General features: G+C 64.1%; 13 protein-coding genes and 1 tRNA gene. 7 read left to right on the top strand and 7 right to left on the bottom strand.

Features of this window, described 5'->3' with window-relative positions; translation table 11 throughout:
- Positions 1 to 943: 943 nt before the first annotated feature.
- Together WKW79_RS35180 and WKW79_RS35175 are read right to left on the bottom strand one after the other, a co-directional pair.
- The gene (locus WKW79_RS35180; protein WP_340339872.1) at positions 944 to 1,303 is read right to left on the bottom strand and encodes a Rha family transcriptional regulator; all 360 of its coding nucleotides are present in this window, start codon (positions 1,301 to 1,303) and stop codon (positions 944 to 946) included.
- Positions 1,304 to 1,636: a BRO-N domain-containing protein gene (locus WKW79_RS35175; protein WP_340339871.1), complete on the bottom strand. Its 333-nt coding sequence runs from the start codon at positions 1,634 to 1,636 to the stop codon at positions 1,304 to 1,306. It abuts the gene before it with no gap.
- Here WKW79_RS35175 and WKW79_RS35170 point away from each other — a divergent pair.
- On the top strand, positions 1,635 to 2,186 hold the full coding sequence (locus tag WKW79_RS35170; RefSeq protein WP_340339870.1) for a hypothetical protein: 552 nt from the start codon (positions 1,635 to 1,637) through the stop codon (positions 2,184 to 2,186). The genes WKW79_RS35175 and WKW79_RS35170 overlap by 2 nt on opposite strands.
- A 240-nt stretch (positions 2,187 to 2,426) precedes the next feature.
- Positions 2,427 to 4,208, top strand: coding sequence for a GmrSD restriction endonuclease domain-containing protein (locus WKW79_RS35165; protein WP_340339869.1), 1,782 nt, complete (start codon positions 2,427 to 2,429; stop codon positions 4,206 to 4,208).
- 80 nt (positions 4,209 to 4,288) lie between these two features.
- Here WKW79_RS35165 and WKW79_RS35160 read toward each other — a convergent pair whose 3' ends face one another.
- Entirely contained in the window at positions 4,289 to 4,648 is a 360-nt protein-coding gene (locus tag WKW79_RS35160; RefSeq protein WP_340339868.1) for a hypothetical protein, read from the bottom strand.
- Positions 4,649 to 5,420: 772 nt separating this feature from the next.
- On the opposite strand from WKW79_RS35160, the gene WKW79_RS35155 reads away from it, so the two are divergent.
- On the top strand, positions 5,421 to 6,116 hold the full coding sequence (locus tag WKW79_RS35155) for a hypothetical protein (protein ID WP_340339867.1): 696 nt from the start codon (positions 5,421 to 5,423) through the stop codon (positions 6,114 to 6,116).
- A gap of 2 nt (positions 6,117 to 6,118) precedes the next feature.
- On the opposite strand, the gene WKW79_RS35150 is transcribed toward WKW79_RS35155, so the two are convergent.
- From WKW79_RS35150 to WKW79_RS35140, 3 genes are all read right to left on the bottom strand, one after another.
- On the bottom strand, positions 6,119 to 7,744 hold the full coding sequence (locus tag WKW79_RS35150) for a DUF6538 domain-containing protein (protein WP_340339866.1): 1,626 nt from the start codon (positions 7,742 to 7,744) through the stop codon (positions 6,119 to 6,121).
- Between the two features lie 112 nt (positions 7,745 to 7,856).
- Positions 7,857 to 7,930 (bottom strand) — tRNA-Gly (locus WKW79_RS35145).
- A gap of 56 nt (positions 7,931 to 7,986) precedes the next feature.
- Positions 7,987 to 8,439, bottom strand: a complete 453-nt coding sequence (locus tag WKW79_RS35140) for a cupin domain-containing protein (RefSeq protein ID WP_340339865.1) — start codon at positions 8,437 to 8,439, stop codon at positions 7,987 to 7,989.
- 55 nt (positions 8,440 to 8,494) lie between these two features.
- On the opposite strand from WKW79_RS35140, the gene WKW79_RS35135 reads away from it, so the two are divergent.
- Both WKW79_RS35135 and WKW79_RS35130 read left to right on the top strand, forming a co-directional pair.
- Positions 8,495 to 8,971, top strand: a complete 477-nt coding sequence (locus WKW79_RS35135) for a MarR family winged helix-turn-helix transcriptional regulator (protein ID WP_340339864.1) — start codon at positions 8,495 to 8,497, stop codon at positions 8,969 to 8,971.
- 93 nt (positions 8,972 to 9,064) lie between these two features.
- The gene (locus WKW79_RS35130) at positions 9,065 to 10,009 is read left to right on the top strand and encodes a hypothetical protein (RefSeq protein ID WP_340339863.1); all 945 of its coding nucleotides are present in this window, start codon (positions 9,065 to 9,067) and stop codon (positions 10,007 to 10,009) included.
- A gap of 125 nt (positions 10,010 to 10,134) precedes the next feature.
- Here WKW79_RS35130 and WKW79_RS35125 read toward each other — a convergent pair whose 3' ends face one another.
- Complete coding sequence (locus WKW79_RS35125; protein WP_340339862.1) at positions 10,135 to 11,064, bottom strand: JmjC domain-containing protein; 930 nt, start codon at positions 11,062 to 11,064, stop codon at positions 10,135 to 10,137.
- A gap of 227 nt (positions 11,065 to 11,291) precedes the next feature.
- Between WKW79_RS35125 and alaS the strand changes: the two genes are divergently transcribed.
- Both alaS and WKW79_RS35115 read left to right on the top strand, forming a co-directional pair.
- On the top strand, positions 11,292 to 13,919 hold the full coding sequence (gene alaS, locus WKW79_RS35120; protein ID WP_340339861.1) for an alanine--tRNA ligase: 2,628 nt from the start codon (positions 11,292 to 11,294) through the stop codon (positions 13,917 to 13,919).
- An 8-nt stretch (positions 13,920 to 13,927) separates the two neighbouring features.
- On the top strand, positions 13,928 to 14,950 hold the full coding sequence (locus tag WKW79_RS35115) for a 2-dehydropantoate 2-reductase (protein ID WP_340339860.1): 1,023 nt from the start codon (positions 13,928 to 13,930) through the stop codon (positions 14,948 to 14,950).
- Positions 14,951 to 14,983: the final 33 nt, after the last annotated feature.

The raw sequence follows: 14,983 nt of genomic DNA, 5'->3' as shown, positions 1-14,983 counted from the left end.
CGAGGCCACCACGGCCGACGGCTTCTCGCCCTCCTTAACCCGGCGCAACGCCAACAAACGAAATTCTTCGAGCGTTGCATGGTCGAGTGTGCGGCCGTCTCGTTTCATGACCGAGAGATTACCACCAGTCCAAGTTTTTGTCGCTTTAATTACGGACTGGTGAGTAATCCTGCAGAGGTGCCGAGGTACGGTCGTCATTGTGGGTGGGTTTATTCGCACACCCCCACCCGCTGAGTGCCGGCGTGTTGCCGGCTTGTGCGTCAGGTCTTCCGCGTCTTCCTCCGATGGGCACGCAGCGCGGCAGTACGCGCAGCCCGCACAGCAGGCCCCAAGGCCGCGCCCTCGACCACCGGGACACCATCGGGCCCCAGGATCACGAAGCCCACGGGGACGCCCGGGCCGGCAACGAAGGAGGCGAGGAGGCCAGTCTCAGCGCATAGGGCGGCATCATGGAACTGATCGCAGTCGGTCTGCCCATAGTCGGCAGTAACGGTGCGGCGGGTGCGGCGGGTCAACTCCTTGCACAGGTCGTCAATGACGACACGGACGGCAGGAGTGAAAGCGGCGGCGGTGGATGCTTGCATGCGGTGGCAGTAGTTTGGTTGGAGGAGGCACAACTGGGCGCTGCATTTCCTTATGAGGGGTGGCGCGACTCACCTACTTGAGGGCTATTCGCAGGCTCGTGGGCACGAGTCGCCGATCCGGTCCGGGCCTCAGCGTGACTCGTGCTTTGTCGAATGGCTGCGGGCAGTTGCGGACGGTGTGCGGGCGCCTGCTGGGACACTGGCGAAAGTCAAGCCCGGACTTAACCGGCTGTGGTGACCGGGAGACGGCGGCGCGTGGAAACGGAGGACGGCGATCTGTTCGGCCTGCTCGGCAGCGAGGCGGAGGGCCTCGGCGAGGGTCTGGGGGAAGCGGAAGGCCGAGGCTGCGGCCTTGCGTTCTAGAGTTCCTGCCAGCGGTCTACGAGACGCGCCGTGAACTCCGGGGACAACTGGGCCACGATGACGTAGCTGTCGCGCTGGTTGACGTGGAACAGGGTGGTCGGGCGGCCTCCCGTGGACTTTTCATCAGTTTGAGAAAAAGCCACGATGCCCTTGGCGGCGAGGGTTTCGATGGTCCGCTTCACGTTGGCGTGGAGCTTCTCGGTGAGGTCCGCGAGTTCGCGGGAGGACATGGTGGGGGCGGTGGTGGTCAGGTCCCGGACGATCCGGGAGGTCTGGGCGTCGTTCGCCATCACCAGTGCCTTCGCCATGAAGACCGCCGGGTCATCGATGGCCTGCTGAGCGACCTCGGGCGTCATTTAGCCGCCGTTGCGGCGGATGGCCGGGAGGACTTCCTTGGTGACCCATCGCTTGAAGTCACGGGCCTCAGGCTTGCGCGACTTGAGGAGCAGGCAGTAAAGCCCCGACTCGTTGACGAACACAGCGGCCCGTCCGCGCCGACCTGGGATCGCTCGGTTGCAAATGTCGTCACTATCCACAATTGCCCGCACGTCGCGCGTCGCGGTGTCAAGGACGCTGCAAACGTCGGCGGCTGCAAACCACGGCTCGCCGTCGATCTCGATGGCGCGGAGGTTCAGGGAGGGGGCGGGGTGAAGGGTCTGATGCGGACATGGGAGACAATTGCGGCCCATGGAACATGCCGCCAAAACCTCTCAGGCCGTTGGGAAGCTCTTGGCCGTTGTCGAAGTCGCGCAGGCAGATCGGGTGAGGTGCCAAGCGGTCGGGTGCGGTCACGGCGTCTACAAGCGAATCCACGTCGTAAGCGTTGGGGACAAGCTCCAAGTGCTCGGGTCCGATTGCTTCACCAAGCTGTTTGGCGCAGACGTTCAGGGCTCACCGAGCTTCGGCGGGGCCGCAGGGCGGCGTCTCACCGACGCCGAGCGCAAGATGCTCGAAGAGAACACGGCGCAGCTCATCGCGCAGTTTGCAGCCGAGCATGCAGAAGCCAAGGCTGCGACGCTGGCAGATCACCAGCAGTCCCATACGCGCCAAGCGCTGGCCGCGCCACGTCGGCGGCTCGGGCCTTCGCTGGAGGCGATTCGGTTGTACGAACTTCAGGCCAAGCTCTACGTTCGCGAGACGCACAAGGTGGACCCGAATCTCCCGGGCTGGCGAGGTTTGGTGCTCCACCGAATCCAGAAGCTTGAAGATGAAGCGATTGCGCGACGCGGGTCGACATAGTCCACAGAGCCTCGAGCCGTTAGCTAGCACACAGACCAATCGCGGCAGGCGGGCGGTGTCGGCCTTGGCCAGGCGGACGCACGTCTCAGCGAGCGCGCCCTTCATCGTGACGGTCTGCGCTTCGTCCGGGTTCATCCCTTCCGCCACGGGCCGCTCATCTCGTTCTGGGTGCGGCGCTGCGCGATCCAGGCGCGGGCGCAGCCCATAATCGACGGAGCTAACTTGAAATTAGAAGGTCCGATGACAGTCACTCCCCAGGGCATTAGTGTTCAAACCGCCTATAGATGGTTTCGTGAGGGCCGTCTAATGGTCAATAGGCAGTATCAACGCAAGTTGGTCTGGACCGTATTGGAGAAGCAACGCCTGATCGACAGCGTGTTGAACGGCTACCCGCTGCCCCTGTTCTTGCTGGCCGAGAAGCCAGTCGAGGGCGGTCAAAGCATCTACGAAATCATCGACGGGATGCAACGTCTCAACGCAATGTTCGGATTCATCGAGAACTCGTTCTTGGTGGATGACGCCTGCTTTGACGTGAACGAGTTTGCCCGTGCGCGGCAGTTGGCAGAGCAAGGCGTCTTTGCTCCAGCCGAACCAGAGGTTCCTCGGCTTGTCGCGGCCTCGTGCGCGAACATCTTGGACTATCAACTGGCGGTGACGATCTTTCCAGGCGAGGTAGCGGAGAGAATCACAACAGTGTTTGGTCGCATCAATTCCGGAGGCAAGCAACTGAGCGATCAGGAGCGACGGCAGGCCGGCGTGCTTTCGCCTTTTGCAGAGGTCGTCAGGGAAATCGCAGCCGAGATTCGAGGCGATGTCTCCCGCGACGAGTTGCCGCTTACGGAGATGCCAGAGATCAGCATCGAGACCACGAAGAACGTACACGGGTATAAGCTCAAAGCAGAAGAAATCTTCTGGTGCTATCAAGGCATTCTGCGCACCAACCATCTGAGAGACAGCGAGGACGAGCAGGTGATCGCCGACATCGTCGCCTCAATCCTCAGTGGGCATCCAGTCGAAGCATCCGGCGAGTACCTTGACTCCTTGTATGACCCTTCGTCAGAGGCGTCCCAAACGTTGAATGCACAGTTGATCGCATTCCCGCGAGACCGCTTGGTGCACGAGGTAATGCAAGTGTTCTCGGTTGTCCGCAGTGTGATCGAGACAAGCAGCCCCGAACGGTTTCACTTCCGAAAGACGGTTTATTCCAAGCCCACCTCCAACGCACAAAAGCAGGCGTTCTTTGCCGTCTTCATGGGGTTCTATGACCTCATCATGAAACAGGGGCACCTTCCGGCTGTACCGGAAAAGATCATGCCAGTACTAAACAACCTGAGTGATCGCATCGACGTCGGTCAAAAGCATGTCAAAGCGGACGACCGTCTCAACAATGTGAAGGTCGTAAAGGGGCTAGTTGCTGACTGCTTCGCGAAGGGCGACGTTTCGGCCTTGGGTCACGGGCCCGGGATGGTCTTCGACTTCGAGAACTCGATCCGCCGAGCAAAGGCCGAAAGCTCGCGTTATGAATTGAAGCAGGGTTTCGTGCGGCTCGACGATAAACGCGCTGTTGACGAAGCATGTATCCAAGCCGTGATCGAGACAATCTGCGGAATTGCCAACTTGGGGCCCGCTGCGGACGGCTTCATCTATGTTGGGATCGCCGACAAGCCTGCCGATGCCGCGAGAATCAACAAGCTCGATGGCATTACCCCAATCGAGCTTGAGCACGTACAGATTGTCGGTGTGGATCGTGAGGCGAAACTAATGGGGCTCCCGCTCGACAAGTACGTCAAGGTGTTCGAGGACAGCCTCGCAAAGGCCAATCTGTCCGAGCCGCTGAAGACTCAGGCCCGCGCTGGGCTTGACGTGGTTCAGTACAAGGGGCTGTCCATCCTTCGTATTCACGTGCCCAAGCAGACTGCGCCGAGCTTTGTAGGGGACAACTGCTTCTTCCGACAAGGGTCGTCGACCTTGAAGGCCACGGGCCCACAGATTGCCGCCATCGCGAAGTTGTTTGCGGCCTGAGTTCTGGGCGCTCCCGGACTGTGCCCGGCGATCTCGGGCAGACCGAGGGCCCCAGGAGCAGCCCCGGGCAGGGCGACTGGTCACGCGACCTTCAGCGCCCCTCGTGCCATCTCGCGGTACTTTCGGACTGCCGCCACCCTCGCGGACTGCACGGCGCGTGCCAGCGACACCCCCTCGGCCAGGGCCGCACCGTCAGCGCCCATGACGACGAAGCCCTCTCCCTTATTGCTCGGCCCGGTCAGGATCGACACAAGAGGCCCAGGCCTGCCGAAGGCGCCCTCTGGAAGCTCATCGACGACAAAGGCAACATCGGACAGCTTTCCGTCATCGGTGGTCCCGAAGTCGACTGATACGGTGCGTTTGACGCGCTTGGCGAGTTCGCGGCGCAGGGCTGCGATGGCGGCGTGTTGGGGAGAGGTGAAGGCGGTCTGCGTGTGCATAGTGAGGCTCGCTCTGTGTTGATGGAGCCTCAACTTTGCGCGACCCTGCATGGCTTGTCGCAGCGCGACTTGCCTAGTTGAGGGTCTTGATTACGACTCGCTCTCGTGAGCGCGGTTCCTAGGCTACTCATGCTTTTTTGAACGGCTACGCGGGCTTAGCGAGGCCGTGCGCCTAGTCGTCGAATGTCAAGGCCAAGGCAGAGGATGTAGCATTCCTGCGACGGGCCGGCGGCCCTTACGCTATTGCAGCCACGCGCAGCGCCGCAAGGCGTGCGACCTGGGCGGCATGGGTGAACGAGACGCCCTCAGCCAGCCGGAGGCAGTCCACTAAGTGACGTTGATCGGGCGCAGGACAGCGCGGCAAAGGGCCTTGCGCAGGCGCTCAATGACGACCCGCTGCGTGTAGGTGAACCGGCGTTCCGCGTCCATGGTCTGGCCCCAGCAGTCAAAGATTCCTCCGACTATCGGGGATTCGCGGGTGCGTGTGATGCCGTGTCTTGTGGCTATGCGCCCGATGGTCCGATGGTCCTGTGACGATTCCGCCCGGAGACGCCGTCGCGCATGTGGCGTGTGTCCATTCCGCCGGGTGCCGCAGGCCACCTCGGGCGTCGCGATTCCGCCACACGAATCCCAAGCCGCCGGGACACCCTACGGTACGCTCGCGCCCACAACGACTGGAGGGGAAAGCATGTGCGAAGTGAATTGGCCGGTGCTGCTGGAGTACGTGAAGGTGTTGCTGTCGTAGCCGCCCCTTGCGTTCCTCGGCGGCTTCATGTTCGTCTGGTACTTCAGGGCCGAGGTGGCGCGGCTCATCGCCCGCGTGGAGAAGGTGAAGGCAGGGAACGTCGAGGCGACACTAGGGGCTGCTCAGCAGCAGGCCCAAGCTGCTAAGGTCGAGGTGACCTTCCCACTGCCTGGGGAAGGGCCAGGGGAAACACTGGACGCGCCAGTGCCCACTGGGCCTGCCGTGCAGGCGCAAGTACCCGCACAGCCGCAGATTGCCGGCGAGGCCCAGCCCGATGCAATCGACTGGACCATTTCGGAGGAGGCCCACAACCTCGCCCCGCCCGTGCCCGGTGGGGACCTCCAGGCGGTCGCCCAGTGGGTCCACCGGAATCCCGGACCGACCGTCCGTGACTTCATCATGGTCAACGCTGCGCTGCGGGCCGAGCGTTGCTTCAACCTAATCTTTGGGACGCAAGTCGCCGCCCTTGAGTACCTGCGGTCGCTGCCGGGTAGCCACTTGATGGTCGACCTCTTGCCGTTCCATGAGAGGCATGTGGAATTGATGCAGGTCCAGCCGGCGATCTCGGTTCCGACATACCTGTCGTTCCTATTGAACCAAGGGCTCATAGCGAACGTGGGTCCACCCGAGGGCCCGCTCTACAGCCTGACGCCGTTCGGTGAGCACTTCCTGGGCTACATCAAACAGTACTACCCGCTCGGCTGGGACAAGCGGCCTTTGTGAAGTCATTGGAGTGCCAGGACCGCCGGGAAGTCCAGTGCCTCTATGACCCTCTGCAACGTCTTGGGTGCCGGGCGGTGGTAGTTCGCAGCACCCACATTGCCCGCCTCATGGCCCATGACCGCCGTAATCAACGCCTCGCCGAGCGGCGGGTCTACGGCCCGCAGTGCAGTCCCTACCGTCGTCCGCAGCGCGTGGAAGTCGCGGTAGCGCTGGTAGATGCCGAGGGCTTGGCAGCGCTCGCGGAACCAGTCGGAGAAGTACAGGCTGGCTGAGCGGCTCTTCGCAGTCAGGATGCCCGGGAACACCAATGACTCGCCTGCCGTTCGCATGGCCTCGACATGCTTAATGAAGCCGAGTTCAATCAGCTTCGAGTGGATCGCGACCCATCGCTCGCCTGCAGCGCTCTTGACCGACTTGTCCTCGCCGTTCTCGTTGATGTCGAGCAGCCAAACGCCATCGCGTTGAATCACGTCATCGACACGCAGTTGACAGAGTTCTGCCTGTCTCGCTCCAGTCATCAGGGCCAGCAGCGGGAGCCAGTACTGGGCGACCAGATCGACGCGACGGTCCTCTACGAAGGGGGAGTGCAGCAGCTTCGTCAGCGTCTCGCGGTCCCATGGTTCGCGCTTCTGCGCTCGCCCCTTGGCGATGGCTGTGCCGGCCCAAGGGTTCGCGTCGAGCCAAGCCTTCTCTTTCACGGCGAAGTTGAGCAGCGCCTGCACCGACGCCAAGACGTCCGAGCGTGTCTTGCCACTGGTGCCGGCCATGGTGGTGTTGATGTGGTCGCGGAACGCGAGACCATCCTGCCGGGTGAGGGCTTGAATTGGCGACGTAATGCCGGCGGCCTTGAGGAGGGCCAAGGCTCGCTTGGTCTTGTTGATCGCGTCCGGCTTCTTCCCCTCCTGCCATGCTTGGAGGACATCGGCCAGTGTGCGGCCCTTGGCAGGCTCCTCGGGCGCCAGGGCCCCAGCGACCACTGGGGGCGCAGGTTGCGCCGGGGTGTCGTGGGGCTCGCCTTGACCACGCTCTAGGGCCTGGCGGTAAGCCCGCACCTTGGCACGGCCAATCCGAGCGAGCGCCAGCCGGGCCTTGGCGTCCGTCCAGTCGATGCGTACACCCAGACCCTGCAAGGCGAGATCGGCGGCACGTTGGATGCGGCCCAGCCTTCCGAGCGCTAGGTCGGTTTTGGCTTCGTCCAAAGCGTGTTGCTGTAGTCGGTCCCACTTCACGGGGTCGTCCCCGGTCAGCAAGGGGCCAGGGGAACCAGCCGACAGGAACCGCGTCCCGGGCGTCAGCGCCTCGACGGCCCCCGGCGTGAAGCGCACAACGTCATCAAACACCAGGGGGAGCCATTGGGCCTCAGCGGTCAAGTAGGTCTCAAGCTCTGGCGTGAGGGGAACGACTGGCGGCGCCCGCCGGACAGCCTCGGCGGCTCGCTGCTGGTCGAATGCCAGCCGGTATTGCGCATGGAGCGCATGAGCCTTCGTGACGGCCTCGGAGCGGTCGCGGGTTCTCAGGCTTCCTCGGTAGGCGTCAACGCCCGGGTACAGGTGGTGAAGGTCGGCGGGGACGCCAATGCGAAGCTGCCAGACGCCGTTGCGTTGGCTGAGTCCAGTGGGGAGAGGCAAGACGGGCTCCAAGGTAGTGGAGCGCCGACGAATTGACACAGTGCTTTGACCCATTTGCCGACTGTAAGCCCCTGTCGGGCTTGAAAACGGGCCGTTTCCCTCTGTAGAAGTGTGGAGCGGGTGAAGGGAATCGAACCCTCGTATGAAGCTTGGGAAGCTGCCGTTCTACCATTGAACTACACCCGCGTCGGCCGCGATTCTAGCGGGTGTCCCGATTGTCCACTGCGCAGTTGCCGCGCCGGTCATGCGCCCGGTGGCGCGGCGGGCACCAGCCCGTAGCGTTGCATCGTCGCCATGAGCTTCGCCCTGTCCGGCGGCCCTCCGGCGCCGATGATCGCGCCGACTTCACGGAAGTACTCCGCGCCGATGTCCGGCGTGTTGATGACCAGCGCACGCGCCTCCACGGCATGCGGGTTGCTGAAGGCATGGACCACGCCGCGCGGGGTGGTCATCGAGTCGCCGGGCTTCAGGTCGCGGGTCTCGTCACCGACGGAATACCGCAGGGTGCCCTCCAGCGCATAGACCAGTTCCTCGTTGCCCGAATGGCTGTGCGGCGGCGGCACGTTGGAACCCGGCGGCACACGCATTTCAAAGCAGCCCATCTGCCGTCCGCTGCCGGCCTCGTGCAGGTAGCGGATCTCGATCTGGCCGACGCGGATGACTTCCTGCTCAGTGGACGAAACGGCATCGCTCATGGCACACTCCTGACGTAAAAAATCTGTACGCTGACAGTACAAATACTTTACGCAAATGTCAACAGTCAAGAAGGCAGGTCGCCTGCGCGCCGTGGAACAGCCGGTCATCACGCCATTGATCGGTTCGCTGCTGCGCCTGCCGCACGAAGTGATGGTCGGCCGCATCTTCGAATCGGTGCAGGCGCATGGCTTCCAGGTCACGTTGACGGAGTTGCGCGTCTTTCTGTTTCCGGGGCCGGACGGCCTGCGCCCGGCGGAACTCTCGCGCCGCTGCAACATGACCCGCCAGGCCATGAACTACGTGCTCGCCAGTCTGGAGAACCAGGACTTGATCGAGCGGCGGGACGGGCCTGACCTGGCCACGCGCGTCGTTCACCTCACGGACAGGGGTTGGCGCCTGATCGGACAGATCCGGGAATGCGTGGCCACGGTCGAAGGGGAATGGGCCGCGCTGCTGGGCAAGCGGCGCATGGAAGATTTGCGCCAGACCTTGCACGAGCTGTCCGTGCAGTTGGGCAAGATCGACCGATAGCGCTACGCCGCCTGCCGGTCTTGGCTTGGCATGCACCTTGCCATTAGCATGCCGGTCCGATAACCGACAACAACGCTCGAGGGCAATCCAAGCATGTCTGCTCGTTTCTGGTGCGGCCTGGCAATGGTCGCGTGCGCTGGGTTGCCAGCGGCTGCGTGGGCGCAGAACCTGAACATCCTGGGACCCAGGGTGCAGGAACAGGCCAATGGCGTGCTGGCGCTGATGTCGTATTCGGTGGTGCCGGACCTCACCTCCAGCAACCTCTCGATCAAGAACGCGAGCAGCGAGAGCAACGGCATCTTCATGACGCAGCTGGGCGGCGGCTTCACCGTCAGCAAGTCGCTGCCGCTCTATCTCGAGGGCGCGGCGGCCTACAGCCGCTATGACCCGGTCTTCATCGCCAGCGACGGCGCCGAATCGCGCCGTTTGCCGACGCGATGGAACACGCTGAGCGGCACCGGTGGCATCGGCTGGGATTTCCCGATCACCGACGAACTGGCGTTCAGGCCGATCTTCAATTTCTCGCTGGGCACGGTGGCCAGCGACCTGCGGGTGGCACAGGCATATGTCAACCATGTCACCGACCGCCAGATCGAGTTCATCAATGGCGGGCGCCTCGATGTCTATGGGCTTGGCGGCTCCGTCATGCTGGACTGGGAGCACATCCGCGAGAACTATCAGGTCGACGTGGAACTGCGTTACACCGACATCCGCCTGAAGACCTACGGTGTCGACAACCCGTCGCTGCAGGGCAGCGCCTCGGCGCGCACGGCGAACCTCTACGCGCGCTATCGCGCACCCACCGGGATGGTGATGCTGGACCGGCCCCTGCGCTATGTGCTGGAGTTCTCGCACTCCCGCTACCTGGGCAGCCAGTCCGACATCCTGGGTTTCGACCGCCTGAGCACCGTGGGCCTCGGGCTCGAGCTGGACACCAGCGCGCACAAGGTCTTTGTCACCCGGGTGCGGGCGGTGCTGCGCTACGTGTTCGGGAACAACGTGTCGGGCGTCTCGCTCGGGCTGGCCGCGAGCTTCTGATACGACTTCGCCTTCAATCGCATGACTGCGTTGGATCGCCTTGCCGTGCTACTGCACTGTCTGCGGCGCTCCGCCTTGTTCTGCGATTGAAAGCAAAGCCGTATGACGCCCCGGATCGGTGTCGGTCAGAACACGCCGGGTGGCGCTTCGGCGCCCGTGCGGCGATAGTGCGCCGCGCCGACCAGACCGCCGAGGCTGGCCTTGAGGCTGTCCACCACCGTCGATTCGCCAGGCTCGCTCGGCTGCATCTTCAGGGCATTGCGCAGCAGGCGATTGACCTGGTAGACACGGGCATGCTGGCGCGTGACGGAGGTGTAGAAGGTCACGCCCAGCGACACGGAAACCCCGTTGCCCGGCGAGACCCAGTCCGGCTCCGAGCGGGTCATGTGCGGCGACAGGCTCGGGAAGTAGACGCCGTCGCCGGGGCCAGTGTCGAACTCGTGGCTGCGCGGACGGAACTCTTCCTTCAGGCGGACCTTGCTCAGCGTCTTGTCGACGATGAAGTCCTCGACCGTGGCGGCATCGACCACTTCGCGGTCCGTGTGGTCCCACACGTTCATGGTCTTGCGGCCGTGTAGTTGCAGCCAGAAGTTGTTCTCGCGGTCGATATGGAAAGGCGTGACCGACGGTGGCGCCGAGATGAACATGAAGCCGTTGATCAGGAAGATGCCGGGCTGCTCGCGCTCGATCTGCGGACGCACCGTGTCGACGATCTCGCCGAGCAGGCGGGCGTAGTCCGGATTGGCCTCGATGTTGTAGAGCGCGATCCACGAATGCGGCTCGTGGATGCGTTCGAACACCTCGTCGATGCTCAGCCCATCCGGGTGCTGGTAGTCATGCTTGAAGCTGGAGCCCTGCGTGATGTTCTTGCGCACGAAGCGGCACTGCTTCAGGGGTTCCAGGGACTTCGCGAGCTGTGCCAACGCCGGCAACTGCAGCATCGGGTGCTCATGGAAATTGTGTTGCAGCCTGGCGACCCGTTGGGTGGTGAAGCCCGCCTCGTCGACGGGCCGCACGCGGTATTGGGCGCCCGGAGTGGGCGAAGTTTGTGGCATGTGTCGCATCGTAACGAACGAACGCCAAGAATGTTTTTCCACCTAAGCAATACGCTGAAAGTGTTAATTCGGCACCGACGGAAGTACTTTCGGGCCGGGCTCGGGCGGCAATGCCCCTGTAGCTGGCTGCGGACGGTCTGCCGGAGGGGCAAAACCTATAATCGAATGTTCAAAAAAATCAACCAGTTAGGCGCCATTCCTGCGCTTGACGTCGGAAGCAAGTCCCGATGACCCAGACCACTTTTTCTGTCGCAGACATCCGCAAGTCATTCCTCGACTTCTTCGCCTCGAAGGGCCACACGGTCGTGGCCTCCAGCCCGCTGGTGCCGGGCAACGACCCGACGCTGATGTTCACCAACTCGGGCATGGTCCAGTTCAAGGACGTGTTCCTCGGCGAGGACAAGCGCCCCTATGTGCGCGCGGCCTCGGTGCAGGCCTGCCTGCGTGCCGGCGGCAAGCACAACGACCTGGAGAACGTGGGCTACACGGCGCGGCATCACACCTTCTTCGAGATGCTGGGCAACTGGAGCTTCGGCGACTACTTCAAGCGCGAGTCGCTGATGTGGGGCTGGGAACTGCTGACGCAGGTCTACAAGCTGCCGGCCGAGCGGCTGCTGGCCACCGTGTACCACGAGGACGACGAGGCCTACGACATCTGGACCAAGGACATCGGCATGCCGCCCGAGCGCGTGATCCGCATCGGTGACAACAAGGGCGCCAAGTACGCCTCCGACAACTTCTGGATGATGGCCGACACCGGCCCCTGCGGCCCGTGCTCCGAGATCTTCTACGACCACGGCCCGCACATCCCTGGCGGCCCCCCGGGCAGCCCGGACGAAGATGGCGACCGCTTCATCGAGATCTGGAACCACGTGTTCATGCAGTTCGACATGCAGCCCGACGGCAGCGTGAAGAAGCTGCCCGCACCCTGCGTCGATACCGGCATGGGGCTGGAGCGCCTGGCTGCGATCCTGCAGCACGTGCACAGCAACTACGAGATCGACCTGTTCGACAAGCTGGTGAAGGCCGCGGCGCGCGAGACCCACACGACGGACCTCGACAACAAGAGCCTGCGCGTGATCGCCGACCACATCCGTGCGACCGCTTTCCTGGTGGCCGACGGCGTGATCCCCTCGAACGAAGGCCGCGGCTATGTCCAGCGCCGGATCATCCGCCGCGCGATTCGCCATGGCTACAAGCTGGGGCAGAAGAAGCCCTTCTTTCACAAGCTGGTGCCGGACCTGGTCGCACTGATGGGCGAGGCCTATCCGAAGCTGGTGGCGGACGAGAAGCGCATCACCGACACGCTGAAGGCCGAGGAAGAACGCTTCTTCGAGACGCTGGCCAACGGCATGGAAATCCTCGATGCGGCGCTGGCTGGCGGCGCGAAGGTGCTGCCGGGCGAGGTGGCGTTCAAGCTGCATGACACCTTCGGCTTCCCGCTCGACCTGTCGGCCGACGTGTGCCGCGAGCGCGACGTGGCCGTCGATGAAGCCGGCTTCAACGCCGCGATGGAAAAGCAGAAGGCTGCGGGCCGTGCGGCCGGCAAGTTCAAGATGGACCGCAACGTCGAGTACGCCGGCGCGGGCAACACCTTCACCGGCTACGAGCACCTGGAAGAAAGCGCCAAGGTCGTCGCGCTGTACTTCGAAGGCGCTGCCGTCGACGAACTGAAGGAAGGCCAGCCCGGCATCGTCGTGCTCGACAACACGCCCTTCTATTCCGAAAGCGGCGGGCAGGTCGGCGACCAGGGCGTGCTGAGCGCCGAGGGCGTGCAGTTCGGCGTCGACGACACGCAGAAGATCAAGGCCGACGTGTTCGGCCACCACGGCACGCAGACGCAGGGCACGTTGAAGGTCGGCGACACGGTCAAGGCAGCAGTCGATGGCGCGCGCCGTGCCGCGACCATGCGCAACCACAGCGTCACCCACCTGATGCACAAGGCGCTGCGCGAAGTGCTCGGCGAGCATGTGATGCAGAAGGGCTCGCTGGTCGATGCCGACAAGACGCGCTTCGACTTCACGCATGGCGCGCCTGTGACGCCCGCGCAGATCCTGGAGATCGAGAAGCGTGTGAACGAGGAGATCCTGGCCAACGTCGCCACGCAGGCGCGCGTGATGGACATCGAGTCGGCCCAGAAGACCGGCGCGATGATGCTGTTCGGCGAGAAGTACGGCGAGACCGTGCGCGTGCTGGACATCGGCACGAGCCGCGAACTCTGCGGCGGCACGCACGTGACGCGCACCGGTGACATCGGCCTGTTCAAGATCATCAGCGAAGGCGGCGTCGCGGCCGGCATCCGCCGCGTCGAGGCGATCACTGGCGCGAACGCGCTGGCCTATCTGCAGGAGCTGGAGTCGACCGTCCACACCGTGGCTCAGACCCTCAAGACGCCGACCGCCGACCTGCAAGGCCGCCTGGCGCAGGTGCTCGACCAGGTGCGCGCGCTGGAGCGCGAAGTCGGATCGCTCAAGGGCAAGCTGGCTTCGTCGAAGGGCGATGAACTGGTGATGCAGGCCGTCGACGTCAACGGCATCAAGGTGCTCGCCGCCAAGCTCGACGGCGCCGATGCCAAGACGCTGCGCGACACCATGGACAAGCTCAAGGACAAGCTCAAGACCGCCGCGATCGTGCTGGCTGCTGTCGATGGCGCCAAGGTGCAACTGGCGGCCGGCGTCACGGCCGACACCATGGGCAAGGTCAAGGCGGGCGAACTGGTCAACTTCGTCGCCCAGCAAGTCGGCGGCAAGGGCGGCGGCAAGCCAGACATGGCGATGGCCGGCGGCACCGATGCGAGCGGCCTTGCCGCGGCGCTGAAGTCGGTGCAGGGCTGGGTGGCCGAGCGCGCTGCTTGAGCGCGGCCATGAACGCCGACGTGGCACCGGGCTCGGTGCTCGTCATGGGCGCCGGCAGCATTGGCTGCTATGTCGGTGGTTGCCTGGCCGCAGCGGGTGTTCCGGTGACGCTGGTCGGGCGCCCGCGCGTGCTGGACGCCGTGGCGCAGCACGGTCTGACGCTGACCGATCTGGAAGGCAACAAGCGCAAGGTCGAGGCCGGTGCGATGCAACTCGCGCAAGCCGTGCCCGTGGGCGCGAAACCTTCGATCGTGCTGCTGTGCGTGAAGAGCGGCGCGACGGCGGAGGCTGCGGCCGAACTCGGCGCCGCGCTGCCGGCCGGCACGGTGGTGCTCTCGCTGCAGAACGGCATCTCCAATGCGGCGGTCGCGTCGAAGGCGGCGCCCGGGTTGAAGGTGCTGCCTTCCATGGTGCCGTACAACATCGCGGAACTCGCGCCGGGCGCTTTCCATCGCGGGACGACTGGCCGGCTCATGTCGGTCGCGCACGATGCGTTGAAACCCTGGCTGGCCACCTTCGAGAAGGCCGGCGTGCCGCTCGACCTGCTGGCCGACCTGCGCGCGGTCCAGTGGGGCAAGCTCCTGATCAACCTCAACAACCCGGTCAACGCGCTGTCAGGCCTGCCGCTGCGCGAGGAGTTGCTGCAGCACGGCTACCGCCGTTGCTTCGCGGCGCTGATGGAAGAGGCGATCGGTGTGCTGGCGGCGGCGGGTATCGAGCCGGCGCAAGTGACCGCGGTGCCCGCGCGGCGCCTGCCGACGGTGCTGCGCCTGCCGAACTGGCTGTTCCGCATCGTTGCGGCACGCATGCTGAAGATCGATGCCAAGGCGCGTTCCAGCATGGCGGATGACCTGGCGCTGGGGCGTCGTACCGAGGTCGATGCCTTGTGCGGCGAGGTGGTGCGCCTCGCGCAGTCCCATGGCCGCACCGCGCCGCGCAACGCGAAGATGGTGGAACTGCTGGACGGTGCGTGGCCCAAGCCGCCGCAGCAGTTGTCGCCGGATGCGATGTGCCGCGCGCTGGGTATTTGATCTGCCCGCGAACGCACCCGATATCGCAACGTC

It is taken from the genome of Variovorax robiniae, from assembly GCF_037889955.1.
GTDB classification, from domain to species: Bacteria; Pseudomonadota; Gammaproteobacteria; order Burkholderiales; family Burkholderiaceae_C; genus Variovorax; species Variovorax robiniae.
Note: the sequence above shows the minus strand (reverse complement) of the source record. Positions and strands in the feature narration are given on the sequence as shown.

What these genes read in the sequence shown, in the direction of transcription:
- WKW79_RS35180 (WP_340339872.1), bottom strand. Translation starts at nt 1,303, where the DNA reads ATGACGCCCGAGGTCGCTCAGCAGGCCATCGATGACCCGGCGGTCTTC.
- WKW79_RS35170 (WP_340339870.1), top strand. Translation starts at nt 1,635, where the DNA reads ATGGAACATGCCGCCAAAACCTCTCAGGCCGTTGGGAAGCTCTTGGCC.
- WKW79_RS35175 (WP_340339871.1), bottom strand. Translation starts at nt 1,636, where the DNA reads ATGGGCCGCAATTGTCTCCCATGTCCGCATCAGACCCTTCACCCCGCC.
- WKW79_RS35165 (WP_340339869.1), top strand. Translation starts at nt 2,427, where the DNA reads ATGACAGTCACTCCCCAGGGCATTAGTGTTCAAACCGCCTATAGATGG.
- WKW79_RS35160 (WP_340339868.1), bottom strand. Translation starts at nt 4,648, where the DNA reads ATGCACACGCAGACCGCCTTCACCTCTCCCCAACACGCCGCCATCGCA.
- WKW79_RS35155 (WP_340339867.1), top strand. Translation starts at nt 5,421, where the DNA reads ATGTTCGTCTGGTACTTCAGGGCCGAGGTGGCGCGGCTCATCGCCCGC.
- WKW79_RS35140 (WP_340339865.1), bottom strand. Translation starts at nt 8,439, where the DNA reads ATGAGCGATGCCGTTTCGTCCACTGAGCAGGAAGTCATCCGCGTCGGC.
- WKW79_RS35135 (WP_340339864.1), top strand. Translation starts at nt 8,495, where the DNA reads ATGTCAACAGTCAAGAAGGCAGGTCGCCTGCGCGCCGTGGAACAGCCG.
- WKW79_RS35130 (WP_340339863.1), top strand. Translation starts at nt 9,065, where the DNA reads ATGTCTGCTCGTTTCTGGTGCGGCCTGGCAATGGTCGCGTGCGCTGGG.
- WKW79_RS35125 (WP_340339862.1), bottom strand. Translation starts at nt 11,064, where the DNA reads ATGCCACAAACTTCGCCCACTCCGGGCGCCCAATACCGCGTGCGGCCC.
- alaS (WP_340339861.1), top strand. Translation starts at nt 11,292, where the DNA reads ATGACCCAGACCACTTTTTCTGTCGCAGACATCCGCAAGTCATTCCTC.
- WKW79_RS35115 (WP_340339860.1), top strand. Translation starts at nt 13,928, where the DNA reads ATGAACGCCGACGTGGCACCGGGCTCGGTGCTCGTCATGGGCGCCGGC.